The sequence below is a fragment of the Serratia sp. 14-2641 genome, from assembly GCF_001692375.1.
GTDB classification, from domain to species: domain Bacteria; phylum Pseudomonadota; class Gammaproteobacteria; order Enterobacterales; family Enterobacteriaceae; genus Chania; species Chania fonticola_C.
Window position 1 is genome coordinate 390,424 of the sequence record NZ_LXKR01000044.1, and the last position, 20,847, is coordinate 411,270.

General features: G+C 56.3%; 16 protein-coding genes. 7 read left to right on the plus strand and 9 right to left on the minus strand.

What is annotated here, in order from left to right:
* Positions 1-43: 43 nt before the first annotated feature.
* From serS to lrp, 5 genes are all read right to left on the minus strand, one after another.
* Positions 44-1,336, minus strand: a complete 1,293-nt coding sequence (gene serS, locus A6U95_RS17150) for a serine--tRNA ligase (RefSeq protein ID WP_024529865.1) — start codon at positions 1,334-1,336, stop codon at positions 44-46.
* A gap of 108 nt (positions 1,337-1,444) precedes the next feature.
* Positions 1,445-2,788 carry a replication-associated recombination protein A gene (locus A6U95_RS17155; RefSeq protein ID WP_065685332.1) on the minus strand — a complete coding sequence of 448 codons (1,344 nt, stop codon included), beginning with the start codon at positions 2,786-2,788 and terminating at the stop codon, positions 1,445-1,447.
* Between the two features lie 7 nt (positions 2,789-2,795).
* A complete protein-coding gene (lolA, locus tag A6U95_RS17160; protein ID WP_024529867.1) occupies positions 2,796-3,407 on the minus strand; it encodes an outer membrane lipoprotein chaperone LolA in 612 nt (203 codons plus the stop codon).
* A gap of 185 nt (positions 3,408-3,592) precedes the next feature.
* The gene (locus A6U95_RS17165; RefSeq protein WP_065685427.1) at positions 3,593-7,066 is read right to left on the minus strand and encodes a DNA translocase FtsK 4TM domain-containing protein; all 3,474 of its coding nucleotides are present in this window, start codon (positions 7,064-7,066) and stop codon (positions 3,593-3,595) included.
* A 120-nt stretch (positions 7,067-7,186) separates the two neighbouring features.
* Positions 7,187-7,681, minus strand: a complete 495-nt coding sequence (lrp, locus tag A6U95_RS17170) for a leucine-responsive transcriptional regulator Lrp (protein ID WP_021804943.1) — start codon at positions 7,679-7,681, stop codon at positions 7,187-7,189.
* Positions 7,682-7,905: 224 nt separating this feature from the next.
* Between lrp and A6U95_RS31725 the strand changes: the two genes are divergently transcribed.
* The 6 genes from A6U95_RS31725 (at position 7,906) to infA (ending at position 14,196) form a co-directional block, all read left to right on the plus strand.
* The gene (locus tag A6U95_RS31725; RefSeq protein WP_255518594.1) at positions 7,906-8,028 is read left to right on the plus strand and encodes a hypothetical protein; all 123 of its coding nucleotides are present in this window, start codon (positions 7,906-7,908) and stop codon (positions 8,026-8,028) included.
* Positions 8,029-8,379: 351 nt separating this feature from the next.
* A complete protein-coding gene (gene trxB, locus A6U95_RS17175; protein WP_065685333.1) occupies positions 8,380-9,351 on the plus strand; it encodes a thioredoxin-disulfide reductase in 972 nt (323 codons plus the stop codon).
* Between the two features lie 258 nt (positions 9,352-9,609).
* Positions 9,610-11,376, plus strand: coding sequence for a cysteine/glutathione ABC transporter permease/ATP-binding protein CydD (cydD, locus tag A6U95_RS17180; protein ID WP_065685334.1), 1,767 nt, complete (start codon positions 9,610-9,612; stop codon positions 11,374-11,376).
* A gap of 2 nt (positions 11,377-11,378) precedes the next feature.
* Positions 11,379-13,115, plus strand: coding sequence for a cysteine/glutathione ABC transporter ATP-binding protein/permease CydC (gene cydC, locus A6U95_RS17185; protein ID WP_065685335.1), 1,737 nt, complete (start codon positions 11,379-11,381; stop codon positions 13,113-13,115).
* Positions 13,116-13,145: 30 nt separating this feature from the next.
* Entirely contained in the window at positions 13,146-13,871 is a 726-nt protein-coding gene (gene aat / locus A6U95_RS17190; protein WP_065685336.1) for a leucyl/phenylalanyl-tRNA--protein transferase, read from the plus strand.
* Between the two features lie 106 nt (positions 13,872-13,977).
* Positions 13,978-14,196: a translation initiation factor IF-1 gene (gene infA / locus A6U95_RS17195; RefSeq protein WP_002211347.1), complete on the plus strand. Its 219-nt coding sequence runs from the start codon at positions 13,978-13,980 to the stop codon at positions 14,194-14,196.
* A 243-nt stretch (positions 14,197-14,439) separates the two neighbouring features.
* On the opposite strand, the gene clpA is transcribed toward infA, so the two are convergent.
* Both clpA and clpS read right to left on the minus strand, forming a co-directional pair.
* Positions 14,440-16,719, minus strand: a complete 2,280-nt coding sequence (clpA, locus tag A6U95_RS17200) for an ATP-dependent Clp protease ATP-binding subunit ClpA (RefSeq protein WP_024529873.1) — start codon at positions 16,717-16,719, stop codon at positions 14,440-14,442.
* A 26-nt stretch (positions 16,720-16,745) separates the two neighbouring features.
* A complete protein-coding gene (clpS, locus tag A6U95_RS17205; RefSeq protein WP_021804950.1) occupies positions 16,746-17,066 on the minus strand; it encodes an ATP-dependent Clp protease adapter ClpS in 321 nt (106 codons plus the stop codon).
* A 344-nt stretch (positions 17,067-17,410) separates the two neighbouring features.
* Between clpS and cspD the strand changes: the two genes are divergently transcribed.
* Positions 17,411-17,632, plus strand: coding sequence for a cold shock-like protein CspD (cspD, locus tag A6U95_RS17210; RefSeq protein WP_021804952.1), 222 nt, complete (start codon positions 17,411-17,413; stop codon positions 17,630-17,632).
* Between the two features lie 76 nt (positions 17,633-17,708).
* On the opposite strand, the gene macB is transcribed toward cspD, so the two are convergent.
* Together macB and macA are read right to left on the minus strand one after the other, a co-directional pair.
* A complete protein-coding gene (gene macB / locus A6U95_RS17215) occupies positions 17,709-19,655 on the minus strand; it encodes a macrolide ABC transporter ATP-binding protein/permease MacB (RefSeq protein WP_065685337.1) in 1,947 nt (648 codons plus the stop codon).
* Positions 19,655-20,770, minus strand: coding sequence for a macrolide transporter subunit MacA (macA, locus tag A6U95_RS17220; protein WP_065685338.1), 1,116 nt, complete (start codon positions 20,768-20,770; stop codon positions 19,655-19,657). The genes macB and macA overlap by 1 nt, the downstream gene beginning before the upstream one ends.
* Positions 20,771-20,847 lie beyond the last annotated feature (77 nt).

The window sequence follows — 20,847 nt, forward strand, 5'->3', positions numbered from 1 at the left end:
AGGCGCTTTCGATACACTATTTTCGCTAACACCGTGAGGTGGATTAACCGATATATTCCAGGCCGCCCATGTAAGGACGCAATGCTTCTGGCACCTGAATACGGCCATCGGCCTGCTGATAGTTTTCCAGCACGGCAACCAGAGTACGGCCTACGGCCAAACCAGAACCGTTCAGCGTGTGCACCAGGCGTGGTTTTTTCTCGGTTTTGCTGCGGCAACGAGCCTGCATACGACGCGCCTGGAAATCTCCCATGTTGGAGCAGGAAGAGATCTCACGATAGGTGTTCTGCGCAGGTAGCCACACTTCCAGATCGTAGGTTTTGCAGGAACCAAAACCGATATCACCGGTGCACAGCAGCACTTTACGATATGGCAGGTTCAGCAATTGCAGCACTTTCTCCGCATGGCCGGTCAACTCTTCCAGCGCATTCATCGAGTCTTCTGGGCGCACGATCTGGACCATTTCGACCTTGTCGAACTGGTGCATACGGATCAGGCCACGGGTGTCACGCCCGTAAGAACCGGCTTCTGAACGGAAGCATGGCGTATGCGCGGTCATCTTCAGCGGCAGATCTTCTTCATCGAGGATCTCGTCACGCACCAGGTTGGTAACTGGCACTTCCGCAGTTGGGATAAGCGCATAGTTGCTGCTTTCCGATTCTTCTTCCAGCGGTTTGGTATGGAACAGATCTTCACCAAACTTCGGCAACTGACCAGTACCGTACAGCGTGGCATGGTTCACCAGATACGGCACGTAGGTTTCCATATAGCCGTGCTGTTCCGTGTGCAGGTCCAGCATGAACTGGGCCAACGCACGGTGCATACGAGCCATTTGGCCTTTCATCACCACAAAACGCGCACCGGTCAGTTTCACCGCAGCGGCAAAGTCCAGCCCTCCGGCCATTTCGCCCAGTTCAACGTGATCGCGTACCGGAAAATCGTACTGACGCGGTTCGCCCCAGCGGCAGATTTCCAGGTTTTCGCTATCGTCTTTGCCATCCGGCACCGCGTCGTCCGGCACGTTCGGCATCACCAGCGCGTAATCACGGATCTCGTTCTGCAGCTTATCCAGTGCGGCCTTGGCAGCATCCAGCTTGTCACCCAGTTCGTTCACTTCGCGACGCAGTGGCTCGATATCTTCACCGCGCGCTTTGGCCGCGCCGATGGATTTCGATCGGGAGTTACGTTCTGCCTGCAGTGTTTCAGTTTCTACCTGCAGAACCTTACGGCGCTCTTCTTGCGAACGCAGCAGATCCAGATCGAGTTTAAAGCCTCTGCGAGCCAGTTTTACGGCGACTGCGTCTAGCTCATTACGCAGCAGATTGGGATCGAGCATGCTAATCCTGTGCTTGTTGTTATTGAAAGAGAAATTGTGTTTTATGCCGCAACGGTATAGCCGCATAAAAGAAGTGTGATACCCGCTAACCTTACCGCAACGGCAACGCTAGCGGTAGCGTTTTGTCTGGCTATTTTGATCCCGCTCAGCCAGCCATGCCAACTTTTCACCGATTTTACCTTCCAGCCCGCGTGAGGTTGGATGATAGTAGCGCGTGGTGGCCATTTCCGCCGGGAAATAGCTCTCTCCGGCCGCGTAGGCGTTGGGTTCGTCATGGGCATAGCGGTATTCTGCGCCCAGCCCCATTTCTTTCATCAGCTTGGTCGGTGCGTTACGCAGATGCTCCGGCACGTCATAGTCCGCCATCTCTTTGGCATCACGCATGGCGGCTTTAAAAGCGGTATACACGGCGTTGCTTTTGGGTGCACAGGCCAGATAAACGATCGCCTGTGCGATAGCGCGTTCCCCCTCTGCAGGGCCAACGCGGGTGAAGCAATCCCAGGCGGCAATAGCCACCTGCATTCCGCGCGGATCGGCGTTGCCAACGTCTTCAGAGGCAATGGCCAGCAGGCGGCGCGCCACATACAGCGGATCGCCACCGGCGGTAATAATTCGCGCATACCAGTACAAGGCGGCATCCGGTGCGGAACCACGCACGGATTTATGCAGTGCAGAAATCAGATCGTAATAGCGATCGCCTTTGTTATCGAAGCGCGCGCTGCGTTCACCAGAGACCTCTTTGAGCAGCTCCGGGGTTAATACCCGCATGCCTTTGCCGTCGATTTCCGCCATATCGGCCATCATCTCCAGGCTGTTCAAGGCGCGGCGGGCATCGCCACCCACCAGTTCAGACAGCATGCGCTTGGTTTCCGGCGGCAGCTCGATATTCTGATCGCCAAAACCACGCGCCTTGTCTTCCATGGCCTGATCCAGCACCTGGCCGATGTCGTCCGCCGTCAGCGCTTTGAGCAGATACACCCGCGCACGGGACAGCAACGCCGAGTTCAGTTCAAAGGAGGGGTTTTCCGTAGTAGCACCGATAAAGGTAATGGTGCCGTCTTCGATATGTGGCAGAAAGGCATCCTGCTGGCTTTTATTGAAGCGGTGGACCTCGTCAACAAATAGGATGGTGCGGCGGCCTGCATCCCGGTTTTGCCGGGCGCGCTCGATGGCTTCGCGGATCTCTTTGATGCCGGAGGTCACCGCTGAGATGCGCTCAACATCGGCCCGACCATAGCGGCCAATCAACTCTGCCAGCGTCGTTTTCCCGGTTCCCGGCGGCCCCCACAGGATCATCGAGTGCAACTGCCCAGCCTCGATGGCGCGTGGCAACGGCTTGCCCGGGGCCAGCAAATGCTGCTGGCCAATGTATTGCGCCAGCGTGGTTGGCCGCATACGCGCGGCCAGTGGCTGGAACTCATTGTGGGAAAAATCGAGTGACATGTTGCTCACGTAGACCTCACTGGCGCTGGTCGTCCAGCGTCACCCCCTTCGGTGGGGTAAATTTGAATTTGGCAGCATCAACGCTGCTGCTCTGCTGGCTCTTCAACTGATAAGCGCTGCGTTGACCATCTTGCTCAACCGCGGCAAAGCTTTTGATGGTGCCGCTATTGGTCACGGTGATGGCAAACTGTTTCAGATTACCGCTGCTGGCCTTTGGCGTCAGTTCGAAATCATCGCCTTTCTGCTTCACGTTGTACTTTTTCCAGTCGTTAGCATCGTTACGGGTGATCAGCATAAAGGGCGTATTACCGGTGGCGTTTTTCAGCCAGGTGGCCGTCACCTGCTCGACGAACGGGTTGTAGAACCACAGGGTCTCACCGTCCGAAACCAGCACGCTCTCATCCGGCGAGGTCATGTGCCAGTTAAACAGATTGGGGCGTTTTACCCATAACTCACCTTCCCCTTGCTGCACCGCAGCGCCGTCACTACTGGTGACCGATTGGGAGAAGCTGGCATGGAAACTGTTTACTTTCGCCAGACGACTTTGCAAATCTTGCGCAGCATCCGCCAACACGGAAGTAGACGCGAATCCCGAAAGCAGACAACAGGCCATCAACAGTTTTTTCATTATTCCAGATACCTTATGAAATGCGTTTACCGCAAACTGGGTCAATATAACCCTGAACACCTCCACTCTACCCGAAGCGCTTGACTGACAGCCAGAGCACTATTCCGATAAAGCGGGGGTTTACGCTTCTTTGCACAAGGGCCGCAAAGCGGCCCTTTTATTATGGTTACAGCGCCTGATGGCAATCAGTCATGCCGTGGCGGGGCCAGCACCTCACGGTTACCGTTATGCCCCTGCTCGCTGACAATGCCCTGCGCTTCCATCTGTTCGATGATACGCGCGGCGCGGTTGTAGCCGATGCGGAACTGACGCTGTACACCGGAAATCGAGGCACGGCGTTTATCCACCACAAACTCAACCGCCTGATCGAACAGCGGATCCAGCTCTTCGTCACCGTCCAGACCACCGCCTGCGCCACCCTCACCGTCTTCACCGGCGCTGAGAATGCCCTCTTTATACTGCGGCCGCTCACGCGCTTTCCAGTCTTTAACCACGGCATGAACTTCCTGATCGCGGACAAACGCCCCGTGCACACGCACCGGTATCGAAGAGTTCGGTGCCAGATACAGCATATCGCCCATCCCCAGCAAGGATTCCGCTCCTCCCTGATCGAGAATGGTGCGGGAGTCGATCTTGCTCGATACGGTAAAGGCGATACGCGTCGGGATGTTGGCCTTGATCAAACCGGTGATCACGTCCACCGAAGGACGCTGGGTTGCCAGCACCAGGTGGATCCCCGCAGCACGCGCTTTCTGTGCCAGGCGAGCGATCAACTCTTCCACCTTTTTGCCCACCGTCATGATCAGATCGGCAAATTCATCCACCATCACCACGATGTACGGCTCTTTTTCCAACACCGGCGGCGTGATATCCATGCTGTCGCTTGGCTTCCAGAACGGATCCGGGATTGGCCGCCCCATCGCCTCGGCCTGATCGACGCGCTCGTTATAGCCCGCCAGGTTACGAACCCCCAGGGCAGACATCAACTTATAGCGGCGCTCCATCTCGGCTACGCACCAACGCAACGCATTGGCGGCGTCTTTCATATCGGTAACCACATCGGTCAGCAGGTGTGGAATGCCTTCGTAGACCGACAGTTCCAGCATTTTCGGGTCGATCATGATAAAGCGCACTTCTTTCGGCGTGGCTTTATACAAGATGCTGAGGATCATGGCGTTGACCCCGACCGACTTACCAGAACCGGTGGTGCCGGCTACCAGCAGATGCGGCATTTTAGCCAGATCGGCAACCACTGGCTGACCCGCGATATCTTTACCCAATACGATCGCCAGAGGCGATGGATTATCGCGGAAGGCTGGGCAATCCAGCACTTCGCGCAGATACACGGTTTGCCGTTTGACGTTCGGCAACTCTAGGCCGACGTAAGGCTTACCTGGGATCACCTCCACCACACGCACGGCGGAAGTTGACAATGAACGGGCCAGATCGCGCGACAGGTTGGAGATACGCGCGGCCTTGACGCCAGGAGCCAAATCCAGTTCGAAGCGGGTAATGACCGGGCCAGGCAGAATATCGACCACGTCGGCCTTGACGCGGTAATCCGCCAGGCTGGCTTCCACCAGCCGCGCTTTCTGTTCCAGCGCGAAGGTATCGACCGGCTCGACCTCTTTCGGGGCCTCGGTCAACAGATCCAGCGTTGGCAGTGGCGTAGTCGGTTTCTGCAGCGGCATATCATTACGCATCAGGAATGGATGGATCAGGCTGTCCATCGCTGGTGCTGGCGGTTGCTGCTGAACGGGTGGCTGATAAGTCTGCTGCGGCTGGTAACCAGGCGCAGGGTTAGTTTGTGGACGCGGTGCCTGATAAGCGGGCACCTCAGGCTCAAACTGCCCGAACGGCACATCGTCTTCCAACTCGCTTTCCTGCTCGATGCTATCCTCAAGCTGTGGCGACAGAGTAAACAGCGGCTCGGTTGGGCCGTCATCCACCAGATCTGCCATCGGTGAGAAACTGTAGGCCTGGCGAGTATCCACCGGACGAGTCACCGGAGCCGGTTCTGGATCAGGCTGCGGCTCTTCTACGCCATAGCGTGCCTGTTGCTGCGCGGCAAATGCCTGACCGAGTTCGGCCTCACGCTGCGCATCTTCGTCATCTTGTTGATACTCTTCTTGCTGATACTCTTCGCCATAGCGCTGGCTTTGCTGTTCGGCAAAGGCCTGACGCAATGCGGCCTCTTGCAAGGCTTCATCTTCTTCCTGCGGATTGCTGACCGGTTCTGGCTGAGGTTCATCCCCACGGTTGCGCTGCTCCTGCTCCGCGATCCGCTGCGAAGGCAGCTTGATGCCGTAGGAGGCCAGCTCACGCCGGGTTGGAATACGCACCGGATTTGGCCGTGGCAGTTCCGGGCCGATGCCCTGTTTGATCTGCGAGCTCGCATCGCTGGTGGCAGTAAACGCAGGCATAAAGGTGTTGTTCACCACGCCGGCGGTTGCTGCGGCTGCGGCAGCCGCCGCTGGCCTCACTACCTCTCTGGCGCTGAAACCCGTCGAGCCAATGACATCGTCGCTATCCCGCTGGGCCGCAGAGAAATCAAACGGTGACGGCTCTGGTTTTGGCGTAACGGGGGTCTGCCAGTCACCCAGGCGCGGCTCATGTTCCTCACGATAAGGCTCCGTTACGCGCGTCGTTCTCGGTGCCGGAGTCTCTTCTGGCAGTTCAAACGAATACAGCGGCGGCGTGTCTTGTGGCGGCGCAGGGGTTAATGGATGCTGATTGATGGAGGCAGGCGCTGTCGGGGCCACGGTGACCGGAGCCTGAACGGCCGCTTTCGGCATTACCGGGATATCGGTAACGACCGGCGCTGGCTCGGCAAGCGGGAAGTCATCATCGCTGGCACGCAACCCACTCAATAAAGGATCAGCGGCATCTTGCGCTTCTTCTTCGGCGGTCTCGGTCACGGAAGAGGCAGAGAACAACGCGTCGTCCTCATCAACTTCCATAGCAGCAGGTGCCACAGGTTGGCCGCTTTCCTCGTGCTCATCGAACACGACATCGTCATCGTCGTGATAGCGGTCTTCACGGCGTGAACGGTTAGTCATAAAGGTAGCGGCGCCCAGCACTACACCACCAATTTTTTCCGCAATCACCAGCCATGACCAGCCGGTGAACAGAGTCAGCCCCACAGCCCAAATGCCGAGCAGCGCCAAGGTGGCGCCAATGCCGTTAAACCACGGCAACATGGCATTGCTTAGCAGGCTGCCAATCACCCCGCCGGAAGCGAAGTAATAGAGATCGTCGACGTTCAACGCCGCCAGGCCACACGAAGTAAGCACCAGCGCCAATGTGCCGATCAAACGTAACGAGAGCCCAAAGAAATCGACATAATCGCCGTCATCGCGCCGACGGTAACCGGACAGGCACAACACCAGCATAATCGGTGGGATCGCATAGGCAAGGACCCCAAAGGTGAAGAACAACGTGTCGGCCAACCATGCGCCTACTCCGCCGCCCAGATTGTGGATAGGCTCATGCCAGGCAGTTTGCGACCAACTAGGATCGGAAGGATTGAAACTGACCAACGCAGCCATAAGGTAAACGGCAAATATTGCCACCACGATCAACACAGCCTCGAGCAAACGCCGCCCACTGCTGAGTTTTTTCAGGGTAACTTCTTTATCTTCTGTGTATTCCTGGCTCAAGAAAGGCACTCCAGGTTCCTGTTGACGGATAGAGTAACGGCGCCGGGAAGTTTCCCCGGCGCCAAAACTGTATGAATAAACAGGAGTGTAACGAATTTAATCAGGTTTTGCACCTGCACCTTACCGTGTTTTGATAACCAGACGGTTACTCTGTTTGACTTCTTCCATCACGACGTAAGTACGGGTGTCATTAACCCCCGGTAAACGCAACAGAGTTTCGCCCAACAGCTTACGGTAAGCTGACATATCTGGCACACGGGTTTTCAACAGATAGTCGAAATCACCGGAAACCAGATGACACTCCTGAATTTCTTCAAGTTTTTGCACCGCAGAGTTGAATTGCTCAAACACATCCGGCGCGCCGCGGTTCAACGTGATTTCCACGAAGACCAGCAGGGAAGCATCCAGATAATGCGGGTTAAGCAATGCGGTATACCCATGAATAAAGCCTTGACGCTCAAGACGGCGCACACGCTCCAAACAAGGGGTTGGGGATAACCCCACGCGCTTTGAAAGTTCGACGTTCGAAATGCGCCCATCCTTCTGCAACTCATTGAGGATGTTGCGATCGATACGGTCGAGATCTTTCCCCGGGCGTTTTTTAGTATCTACCATTATTATTGTCTCTCTTATGTTCTTCCCTGCACTTGCCACACCCTAGCCAACGTCAATGTGCAAGGATTTGTTCCAAGCGAAGACCCGATGCCAGTGTTAAGCGGTTCATCCCCCTGAGGGAACAGGATACGTAATACCAACCGCCCTTGTGCTTCGTCACTATTCGTCACTACCATCTTCCGCCGTTGCCCAGCCTGTCTGTCACCTCTGGGCAACGAATTCAAATGATTTACGTTCAGAAATCCATCAACTCCCGCCAGGGCAAACCCTCCCTCACCCATCGCAACCCGGCAATGTTCTGCCTGGGTGGCGAAAATGCCTACGATTTGCTGCTGGCACGGGGTTAATTTCTTCTTCCTATGATGTTTTCGCAAATGCGCAGCGGATTGTCAAAGTAAAAGAAGTAAAATCAGTAGAACGTACCGCCAGCAAAACTGAGCACCTGATTTTTTGTTAAGAATTTCCCTCATTCAAAACCGGGCAGTTACCCCCATAAACCCGGCAATAACCGCGTTTTTAGCCTATTGCTGTACAAAATTATCGCGTTCAGTTCCCCGCCCTGCCGAGGGATAAAAACTCGGCTAATAGACGCTGGTTATCAAACAAATCGGTAACAACATCCCCTGGCGCTTTTTTTACTGCCGCATTTTCCCTACAATCGGTTCCATTGTCCGCCATTGTGGGAAACGAGGTTATTCATGGGCACGGCTAAACATAGCAAATTATTGATCCTGGGCTCTGGCCCAGCTGGCTACACCGCAGCGGTTTATGCTGCGCGCGCGAACCTGAACCCGGTATTGATCACCGGTATGGAGCAAGGCGGTCAGTTGACCACCACTACCGAAGTGGAGAACTGGCCAGGCGATGCCGAAGGTTTGACCGGCCCGGCGCTGATGGAGCGGATGCGTGAGCACGCAGAAAAGTTCGACACCCAGATCGTGTTTGATCATATCAACAGTGTCGATCTGCAGAACCGTCCTTTCCGCCTGTTGGGTGATAGCGGTGAATATACCTGCGATGCCTTGATTATCGCTACTGGCGCATCGGCCCGTTATTTAGGCCTGCCATCGGAAGAAGCTTTCAAGGGCAAAGGGGTCTCCGCCTGTGCTACCTGCGATGGTTTCTTCTATCGCAACCAGAAGGTCGCCGTAGTCGGTGGTGGCAACACCGCCGTGGAAGAAGCGCTGTATCTGTCGAACATCGCCTCTGAAGTTCACCTGGTGCACCGCCGTGACACTTTCCGCAGCGAAAAGATCCTGATCAATCGCCTGATGGAAAAAGTGAAGAACGGCAACATCATCCTGCATACGGACAGCACGTTAGACGAAGTGTTGGGCGATCAGATGGGCGTCACCGGAATGCGCTTACGCAGCACCAAAGACGCTGAGCAGACCAAAGACGTAGAGCTTGCCGGCGTATTTATCGCGATCGGTCACAGCCCGAACACCGCGATTTTTGGCGGGCAGCTTGAGCTGGAAAACGGCTATATCAACGTGCAGTCCGGCATTCACGGTAACGCGACCCAGACTTCCATCCCAGGCGTATTTGCCGCAGGTGACGTCATGGATCACATTTACCGCCAGGCAATCACTTCCGCCGGAACGGGCTGTATGGCCGCACTGGATGCCGAACGCTATCTCGACGGTATCGCGCAGGCCGAAGTTAAGTAAGCCCTCATCAGCAATGATACCGAGGCGGCCTGTGGGCCGCCTTATTTTTATCCCCCACCCCTGAAAGTTCAAAACAACCCCATCCGCGCTAAAAACGTGACTGTTGCCCAAGTTATGAAAGGGATATTTATTTCACGTCTACCGAGTGACGAGGTAACATTAGCGTTCACTTGTCTTATTTCCCGCTGAGACAAACACTTTTTTAACAGTACGTTAACCAAGCCTGCTACAACAGGCATCGGCGACGCAGACTACCTGATGAAAAAAACCAGACAGCACCAGTTAACCCGTTGGCTCAAAACACAGAGTACGTTGGCGCAGCGTTGGCTGCGTTTATCCATGCTGTTAGGCCTGGCAAGCGGCATTTTGATCGTCGCCCAGGCCTGGCTGTTGGCCTCACTGCTCCATGCGCTGATTATTGAGCATCAGCCCCGTGGCGAACTGGTTTCGTCATTTATCTGGTTGGCCGCCACCTTTGCCTTGCGCGCCTTCTTGAGCTGGCTACGCGAACGGGTCGGCTTCATCTGCGGGCAGGTCATTCGCCAGCGTATGCGTGCGCAGGTGCTGGATAAGCTGCAACAGCTTGGCCCCGCCTGGATCCAGGGCAAGCCCGCCGGGAGCTGGGCCAGCATCATCGTTGAGCAAATTGAGGATATGCAGGATTACTATTCCCGCTATCTGCCGCAAATGTATCTGGCCGTGTTTATCCCGGTGCTGATCCTGATCACCGTCTTCCCGATCAACTGGGCGGCCGGGTTTATCCTGCTGGCTACCGCTCCGCTGATCCCGCTGTTTATGGCGCTGGTCGGTATGGGGGCAGCCGATGCCAACCGCCGTAACTTTGTCGCACTGGCAAGGCTCAGCGGCAATTTCCTCGATCGCCTGCGCGGCCTGGATACTCTGCGTCTGTTTAATCGCGGCCAGGCTGAAACCGATCACATTGCCAAATCCTCAGAAGATTTCCGCCAGCGCACTATGGAAGTGCTGCGTCTGGCCTTCCTCTCCTCCGCCGTGCTTGAGTTCTTCGCCTCGATTTCCATCGCCGTGGTGGCGGTCTATTTTGGTTTCTCCTACCTCGGTGAACTGAACTTTGGCAGCTATGGCATGGGCGTAACACTGTTTGCCGGTTTTCTGGTGCTGATCCTGGCACCGGAGTTTTTCCAACCGCTGCGCGATCTGGGCGCCTTTTACCATGCCAAAGCTCAGGCTGTGGGCGCTGCTGAAGCGCTGGAAACCTTCCTGGCCGCCGAGGGTGAGCAGGTTGGCAATGGCTCTCAAACGCTAAATAGCGAAGAAGCACTGACCATACGGGCACAGCAGTTGGAAATCCTCTCGCCAAATGGGGTAGTGCTTGCAGGGCCGCTTGATTTTACCTTGCCAGCCAACCAGCGCATTGCTTTGGTCGGGCTTAGCGGTGCCGGGAAGAGTTCGTTGTTGAATCTGCTACTGGGCTTCCTGCCCTATCGTGGCTCGTTGCTGATCAACGGCATCGAACTGCGCGAGCTGGCTGCGGTTAACTGGCGTCAGCAACTGGGTTGGGTGGGGCAAAACCCCCATCTGCCAGCCCAAACGTTACGGGACAATATTCTGCTCGGCTACCCGCAGGCCAGCGAGGCCCAATTGCAGCAGGCCGTCGAACAGGCTTACGTCAGCGAATTCCTGCCCCACCTGCCAAAAGGGTTGGCAACCGATCTGGGCGACGGTGCTGCCCGCCTTTCCGTTGGGCAAGCTCAGCGTGTGGCCGTAGCGCGAGCGCTGCTCAGCCCGCGCCGCTTGCTGTTATTGGATGAGCCTGCGGCCAGCCTGGACGCCCACAGCGAACGTTTGGTGATGCAGGCGCTGAATGCAGCCTCTCATCAGCAGACCACGCTGTTGGTCACGCACCAGTTGGAAGATACCGAAGATTATGACCAGATTTGGGTGATGGACAGCGGCAAAATCGTGCAGCAGGGCAACTACGCCACGCTCAGCACCCAGCCCGGTCTGTTTGCCAAACTGATTGCACACCGCAGCGGGGAGCTATAATCATGCGCGTTTTGCTGCCATTCCTGGCGTTGTATCGTCGTCACACGTTTCTGATTTTACTGGGTATCGTGCTGGCTATCGTCACCCTGCTGGCCAGTATCGGCCTGCTGGCGCTGTCCGGCTGGTTCCTGGCCGCCTCTTCTCTGGCCGGGCTGGCGGGATTGTATACCTTCAACTACATGCTACCGGCCGCTGGCGTACGGGGTGCGGCAATCTTCCGTACCGCCGGACGTTATGCAGAACGGGTCGTCAGCCATGACGCCACTTTCCGTGTGTTGTCCCATCTGCGGGTCTTTACCTTCCGCAAGATCCTGCCGCTGTCACCGGGTGGTATTGCCCGCTTCCGTCAGGCTGAGCTTCTCAACCGCCTGGTTGCCGACGTCGATACGCTCGATCACCTCTACCTACGCGTTATTTCGCCGATGGTCAGCGCTGCGGTGGTGATTGTGGTGGTCACCTTCGGCCTCAGTTGGCTGGATGTTCCACTAGCCCTGACGCTGGGCGGAATTTTGTTATTGCTGTTGCTGGCCGTTCCGCCGATCTTCTATCGCGCAGGTAAGCCTATTGGGGAAGAGTTGACCCTGTTACGCAGCCAGTACCGCACCGACCTGACCGCCTGGCTCCAGGGGCAGGCCGAACTGGTGGTGTTTGGCGCGCTGGACGGTTTCCGAAATAAGCTCAGTGCAACCGAACAGCGTTGGCAAAGCCGTCAGTGGCAACAGGCTTCGCTAGGGGGGATTGCTCAGGCGCTGATGATCCTGGCAAGTGGCCTCACCGTCACGCTATTGATGTGGCTTGCCGCTGCGGGGATCGGTGGCGATACCCAACCCGGGGCCCTGATTGCCTTGTTTGCCTTTGCCGCCCTGGCCTCTTTTGAAGCCATGATGCCCGTCGCCGCCGCGTTCCAACATCTGGGCCAGGTGATCGCTTCGGCGACCCGGGTCAAGCAGATCATCGATCAGCAACCGGAAGTCACCTTCCCTGCCAGCGGTCCAGCCTCACAGCCAGGCGCAGAGTTGCAACTGAGCAAGGTGTCCTTCACCTATCCCGACCAGCCGCTGCCGGTGTTGAACAACGTGACGCTGAACATCGCCGCTGGTGAGCACATCGCGCTGTTGGGCCGTACCGGCTGTGGTAAATCGACCCTATTGCAATTACTGACCCGCGCCTGGAATGCTGACAGCGGCCAAATCCTGCTCAACGACCAACCATTGGCTAGCTATGATGAAGCTACGCTGCGCGCCATGACTACGGTAGTGAGCCAACGGGTACATATCTTCAGCAGTACCCTGCGTGAAAACTTGCGTATCGCCGCACCTGCGGCCAGCGATGAGGACTTAAACCTCGCACTGCAACAAGTCGGTCTGGATAAGCTGCTGGAAAATGAGGGGCTGAATGCCTGGCTGGGTGAAGGTGGCCGCCAGCTTTCCGGTGGTGAGCAACGCCGTCTGGGCATTGCTCGCGCCCTGCTGCATCAAGCCCCGCTATTACTACTGGATGAGCCAACTGAAGGGCTGGATGCCGAAACCGAACAACAGATCCTGGCCCTGTTGCGCCAGCATTGCCGTGGCAAGACGTTAATTCTGGTGACTCACAGACTCTATGGGCTCGAGCATTTCGATCGCATCTGCGTGATGGACGGTGGCAGTATTGTGGAACAAGGCAGCCATGCAGCGCTGATGCGCCAGCCTGGCCGTTACGCCCAATTCCGCCAACGTATCAGTAATGTATCGCTGTAAAACCGCCTGAGGGCGACGCTAAGAGGTTTTATGCGCATTGTTAAGCTGTCATCGCAGTCTGTAGCGTTTCCCTCACCAGAGGCCGCCCTGCACGATCCTAACGGACTGCTGGCCATCGGTGGCGATTTGGCACCTGCGCGGCTGCTGGCAGCCTATGAGCGCGGGATCTTCCCCTGGTATTCGCCTGGGGAAGCCATCCTCTGGTGGTCACCGGACCCTCGGGCGGTGCTGTTCCCAGCGCAATTCCATGTCAGCCGCAGCTTCAAGCGATTCCTGCGCAACCCGCCGTTCCGCATTACTCTCAATCATGATTTTGCCGCCGTGATCGCCGCATGCTCATACCGGCCCGATGAAGGCACCTGGATCGGCGAGGAGGTACAGCAAGCCTATTTACAATTGCATCACCTCGGGCACGCCCATTCCATTGAGGTGTGGCAGGGGGAAGAGCTGATCGGCGGCCTGTACGGTGTCGCTCAGGGAGCGCTGTTCTGCGGTGAATCAATGTTTAGCCGCACCACCAACGCATCAAAGTGTGCTTTATGGGCGTTTTGCCGCCATTTTGCCGGTTATGGAGGAGAATTGGTTGACTGTCAGGTGCTTAACGCTCACACTGCCCGGCTTGGAGCGAGAGAAATTCCCCGCCGCCAATTTTTGCAGCAGTTGAGCAACCTTCAGCGCAGGGTGTTAGCGCCGGAATGCTGGACAGCGCAAGTCATACCCCCACAGCTGGTTGAACTGCCCTCCCAAACTGACTAATTTTGTGGAATCGGTGCATTGTTCACCGACACTCCTTTACATAATGTGGGTTTTTCGGCATTATCTTGCCGGTTAAAAACTAAGGTAGTTACACCTAGAGGATTCGATGGCCAAAGAAGACAATATTGAAATGCAGGGCACCGTTCTTGATACGCTGCCGAACACCATGTTCCGTGTTGAATTGGAAAACGGGCACGTGGTTACCGCTCATATCTCCGGTAAAATGCGCAAAAACTATATCCGCATCCTGACGGGTGACAAAGTCACTGTAGAGCTGACCCCGTACGACCTGAGCAAAGGCCGCATTGTCTTCCGTAGCCGTTAATCGGCTCACCCGTCGCCAGCCACTGGCGACACCGAGGATGTGATCCCTCAAAAGAGCCCTTTCCGTTTACCCCCGCAGCAACGTTCTACACCGAGTTGTGTTGGCGCAGGTAAACTGAGAGGGCTCACTCATTTTGTTGGAGGCGAACATGTTCGCCCCGACCTGGTCCAATTTGTAGTCCGTGAAATTCACGTATAAAAAAAGCGATGCCAAAGCATCGCTTTTTCGTTACCTGCCTACCGCTTAGTGCACCGCACCTTCATCCGCTTTACGCTTCTGGGCACTGAGGAAGTGGTAAGTCAGCTGTTTCTTGTCTGCGTCCAGCTCGACTTTCACCGAGCCGCCGTCAACCAGAGAACCAAACAGCAGTTCGTTGGCCAGCGGTTTTTTCAGGCTTTCCTGCATCACACGCGCCATTGGACGAGCGCCCATCGCACGGTCATAGCCTTTCACCGACAGCCAGTCACGCGCTTCGTCGCTCACTTCCATCGACACGCCCTTCGCATCCAGCTGTGCCTGCAGTTCGACGATAAACTTGTCGACCACCTGCTGGATCACCGCAGGAGACAGATGGTTGAACCAGATGACGTTGTCCAGACGGTTACGGAATTCTGGCGTAAACACCTTCTTGATCTCGTCCATCGCGTCGATGCTGTTGTCCTGTTCGATCAGGCCAATCGATTTGCGTTCGGTTTCACGTACCCCGGCGTTGGTGGTCATCACCAGGATCACGTTACGGAAGTCTGCTTTACGGCCGTTGTTATCGGTCAGCGTCCCGTTGTCCATCACCTGCAACAGCAGGTTGAACACGTCCGGGTGCGCTTTCTCGATTTCATCCAGCAGTACCACCGCGTGCGGATGTTTGATCACCGCATCGGTCAGCAGGCCGCCCTGATCGTAACCGACGTAGCCCGGAGGCGCACCAATCAGACGGCTGACGGTATGACGTTCCATATATTCGGACATATCAAACCGCAGCAATTCGATATCCAGCGCCTTCGCCAGCTGCACGGTAACCTCGGTTTTCCCTACCCCGGTCGGCCCGGCGAACAGGAAGGAGCCCACCGGCTTGCGATCCTGGCCCAGACCGGCACGGCTCATCTTGATCGCTTCGGTCAGCGCCTCAATGGCCGGATCCTGGCCAAACACCAGCATTTTCAGGCGGTCGCTCAGGCTTCTCAGCACGTCACGATCGCTGGCGGAGACGGTTTTTTCCGGGATACGCGCAATGCGTGCAACTACGGATTCGATATCCGCCACGTTGACCGTTTTCTTACGCTTGTTCACCGGCAGCAACCGGCTACGCGCACCAGCCTCATCGATCACATCGATTGCCTTGTCCGGCAGATGACGGTCGTTGATGTATTTCACCGACAGTTCTACCGCAGCACGTACCGCTTTAGCGGTGTAACGCACGTCATGGTGCGCTTCGTACTTGGTTTTCAGACCGTTGATGATCTGAATGGTCTCTTCCGGCGTCGGCTCGGTAATGTCTATTTTCTGGAAGCGACGCGCCAGCGCACGGTCCTTTTCGAAAATATTGCTGAACTCCTGATAGGTGGTGGAGCCAATCACCCGGATCTTGCCGCTCGACAGCAGCGGTTTGATCAGGTTGGCGGCATCCACTTGCCCACCGGAAGCCGCACCGGCACCGATGATGGTGTGAATTTCGTCGATAAACAGGATGCTGTTCTTATCCTGCTCCAGCTGTTTGAGCAGCGCCTTGAAGCGCTTCTCAAAGTCGCCACGGTATTTGGTGCCTGCCAGCAATGAGCCGATGTCCAGCGAGTAGAGCGTGCAGTCTGCCATCACCTCTGGCACGTCGCCCTGCACGATCCTCCACGCCAGCCCTTCGGCAATGGCGGTTTTACCTACGCCGGATTCCCCCACCAGCAGCGGGTTGTTTTTACGGCGGCGGCACAGCACCTGAATGGCGCGCTCCAGTTCACGGTCACGGCCAATCAGCGGATCGATACCGCCGACGCGGGCCAGTTGGTTGAGGTTGGTGGTGAAGTTTTCCATACGGTCTTCCCCTCCAGGCTGCTCTTCGTTTACCGGGTTTTCCGCATTAGGTGCCTGGCCCGGCTCATCTTTACGTGTACCATGTGAAATGAAGTTCACCACGTCCAGACGGCTGACGTCGTGTTTACGCAGCAGGTATGCCGCCTGGGACTCCTGTTCGCTGAAGATCGCCACCAACACGTTGGCACCGCTCACTTCGCTCCGGCCGGAGGACTGCACGTGGAATACCGCACGCTGCAGTACACGCTGGAAGCTGAGCGTCGGCTGGGTGTCGCGCTCCTCTTCGCTGGTGGGCAGCGTTGGTGTGGTTTGTTCGATAAAGGCTTCCAGCTCCTGGCGTAACGCGGCCAGATCCACCGTACAAGCCTCGAGCGCTTCGCGCGCGGCAGGGTTGCTGAGTAACGCCAGCAACAGGTGCTCCACGGTCATAAACTCATGTCTGTGCTCGCGCGCTCTGGCGAAAGCCATGTTGAGACTGAGTTCCAATTCTTGATTGAGCATAGGCACCTCCCCAATAGATTGCCTTTTCAGGCTTTTTCCAGCGTACAGAGCAACGGATGCTCATTCTCCCTTGCGTAACGGTTCACATGGACCACCTTGGTTTCCGCAACCTCAGCGGTGAAAACACCGCAGATCGCCTTGCCTTGATAGTGGACCGTGAGCATCAGTTGCGTTGCACGTTCAATATCATAAGAAAAGAACTTTTGCAGAACGTCAATCACAAATTCCATCGGTGTGTAATCGTCGTTGTTAAGTATAACTTTATACATTGACGGCGGTTTTACCGCATCGATTTGTTTTTCTTCGGCCAAGTGTTCAATATTTAGCCAATCGTTGCTATTGCCCATTGCTGCTCATCTTCTCTGCCATGCCTCAGTATATGGGGCCATGTTCGGGTTATTCAAACGGGAGTATCAAGACTATTTTACCATCTTCGCGGTTAACGTGCCGCAGCACAACGCGATTAATCGCCCCTATCGCAGCCACAATTTGTTACCAAACCATATCAATAGCGTTAACTACTTCAAACTTTAGTGAACTGCCCGACACGGGCATTGGCCAATCCCTTGACGTGTTGATCATTTGCTCTAGAGTGTAATTTTGTGAGTTGTTGGTCTTTTGACCAGTTGGAACTCACCTGGATCAGTTATTCATCTCATTTTAAAAATAGCATTGCGAGGGATGTAGCAGCATGGAGACGGGTACTGTTAAATGGTTCAATAACGCCAAAGGGTTCGGCTTTATCTGCCCGGAAGGCGGCGGTGAAGATATCTTCGCGCATTATTCAACAATTAAAATGGATGGCTACCGAACGTTGAAAGCGGGCCAGCAGGTCAGGTTCGACGTACATCAAGGGCCGAAAGGGAACCACGCGAGCCTGATTATGCCGCTGGAAAGCGAGGCAATGGCCTAAACGCGCCCCTTCAGCCACTTCTGCACTACCAACTCAAAATGCCAGCCGCCGTACGACTGGCATTTTATTTTTGCTGTTACTCACGCGCCAAGGCGTCAATCGGATTCAACCGCGCAGCGCTACGTGCTGGCAGATAGCCGAACACCACGCCAATACCGGTGGAACACAAGAACGCGCTCAGCAAGGCCACAGGCGGGAAGCTGATCTGCCAGCCCGGCATCGCCAATTGCACCAACAGGCCAATCGCGAACGACAACGCTATCCCCAAAGCCCCCCCCACCAGGCAGACCAGCACCGCCTCGATCAGGAACTGTTGCAGGACATCGCCAGAGCGCGCCCCCACCGCCATGCGAATGCCGATTTCACGCGTTCTTTCCGTTACCGAGACCAGCATGATATTCATCACCCCAATCCCGCCAACCACCAGAGAAATCACCGCCACCAGGGTCAGGAACAGTTGCAGCGTACGGGTGGTTTTCTCCGCGGTTTGCACCAGGCTGTCCATGTTGTAGGTGAAGAAGTCTTTCTTGCCGTGGCGCAACGTCAGCAACCGCGTCAACTGCTGTTCCGCTTCCTGGCTGTTATAGCCTTCACGGATACGCACGGTGATCGAGTCAAAATAGTCGTTGCCCATCAGGCGATTGGCCATCGTGCTATAGGGCACCCACACGCTCAGCGCCTTGCTGCTGCCGAACATCGACTGTTTTTCCTTGGCCACACCGACCACCGTGGCTGGCATATTGCCGATCAGGATCACCTCTCCCACCACGTTTTTTTTATGCGGGAACAGCCGCCGCTGGGTATTGGCGTCGATCACCACCACCTGCGCCTGGGATTGTACCTGTAGGGCATCGATACCAACCCCCTGAGAAAGCGCCATGCCGTAAACTCGAAAATATTGTTCACCGACGCCCGCGACGTTGGCGGCCACATCAATATTACCAAACCGCAGCCGCATGCTGCTGCTGATATTCGGCGAAAGCGCACTGACATAAGGTTGCTCACGCAACGCGCTTAGATCGCCATACTTCAACGCCTGGCGGAAGTTGGGATCGTCATCACCAAAGTCTTTGCCGGGATAGATGTCCACGGTGTTGGTGCCGATGGATTTGATGTCTGCCAGGATCATCTGCTTGGCCGCGTCGCCGATCACCAGGATCGAGACCACCGAGGCAATGCCGATGATGATCCCCAACATGGTTAACGCCGTGCGCATCTTGTTGGCTGCCATAGCACGCCAAGCCATCACCAACGCCTCACGGAAACGACCCGCTACCTGCTGCCAGGAAGGCGCTGGCGTGGCCATATCCAGCATTTTGGCCTGCGGGTTACCCTGCGCCTGTGGCCGAGAGTCGGCGATGATTTCACCGTCCCGGATCTCGATAATCCGCTCTGCCTGTTGTGCTACCGCCGGATCGTGCGTGACGATAATCACGGTGTGCCCCTGCTCGCGCAGTTGCTTGAGGATCGTCATCACCTCTTCACCGGAATGGCTGTCGAGCGCACCGGTCGGTTCATCCGCCAGGATCACCTGGCCACCGTTCATCAAAGCCCGCGCAATACTGACACGCTGCTGCTGCCCCCCCGAAAGCTGGCTTGGCCGGTAGGTGATACGTTCCCCCAACCCCAGACGTTGCAACAAAGCCGCCGCCCTTTCGCGCCGTGCTGCCTTGCCCAGACCGGCATAAACCGCAGGCACCTCCACGTTATGCGCCGCACTCAGATGGGGTAGCAGATGATAGCGCTGGAAGATAAAGCCAAAATGCTCGCGCCGCAGTTGGGCCAGCGCATCACCATCAAGCGTTGCCACATCCTGCCCGGCTACGCGGTAAGTCCCGGCGCTGGGCTTGTCCAGGCAGCCGAGAATGTTCATCAGCGTCGATTTACCGGAGCCGGAAGCCCCCATAATCGCCACCATCTCACCGGCATCAATGCGCAGACTGACATTTTTCAGCACGTCTATGGTCTGATCGCCGGAGAGGTAGCTGCGCCGGATATCACTCAGTTCTAACAGTGCCGTCATCAGCTGGCCTCCGCGCCGCCGCGGCTGACAATCACTTCTTCACCGGCCTGCAACCCGCTGACAATCTGCACATCCACATTGTTGCGAATGCCGATCGTGACTTCACGCTTCTCTTCCTTGCCCTGTTTCAGCACCGAAATGTGGTAACGGTTATCGGCGATCTGATCCCCCAATGCCGCCAGCGGGACCACCAGCGCATCGCTGACGCCAGCCAGCTGAATATGCACCTGCGCGGTCATTTGCAGACGCAGCAAGCCCTGTGGGTTTGGCACTTCGAAACGCGCGTAATAGAAAATGGCGTTGTTGACCTTCTCTGGCGTGGGCTGAATGTCTTTCAGCGCGCCGTCAAAACGTTTGCTCGGATCCCCCAGCACGGTAAACCAGGCTTTCAGCCCCGGCTTGAGGTGGATCACGTCCGCCTCGGAAACCTGGGCCTTCACCAGCATGGTACTCATGTCTGCCAACGTCAGAATGTTGGGCGCTTGCTGCGCGGCGATCACCGTCTGGCCCTGCAAGGTGGTGATCTGTACCACATCGCCGTCCATCGGCGCTTCGATACGGGTGTAGGCAAGGTTGATCTTGGCGGTATCCAGGCTGGCCTGATTTTTGGCGATCTCCGCCCGAGTGGTCGCAACCTGCGCCTTTTTCACCGCCAGATTGGTGGCGAATTGGTCCAGATCCTGGCGCGATACTGCCTGCACCTTGGCCAGTTCGCGGTTACGCTGCAAGGTGACCTCTGCCAGTTGCTGCTCCGCCAAAGCCTGTTGCAGCTGGGCTTGCAGTTGCTGCAGCGTGGCTTCGCCTTCCCGAATGCTGTTTTGTGCCTGCTGAGGATCGATAATGCCGAGCAGTTGGCCTTTTTGCACTTTATCGCCAATCTCGACCTTCAGGCTCTCCAACTGTCCGCTGACCTGAGCCCCCACATCAACCTTACGCACCGCGTCCAGTTGGCCGGTTGCCAATACGCTTTGCTCAAGATCGCGTTTAACGACCTTGACGGTTTTAAACTCCACCGGGGCCGGATGGCTAAAGTGCCAATAAGCCACAGCGGCAAGCACCACCAGAACGGCGCACACCAGCAACCCGCGTTTCTTACTTTTGAATAACCACGTCAATGTTTGTTCCTACCTATTTCCTGTCATTCTCAGGCTGCCAACCATGGCAACCCAAGTAAATTAGCATGTTGCGTTTC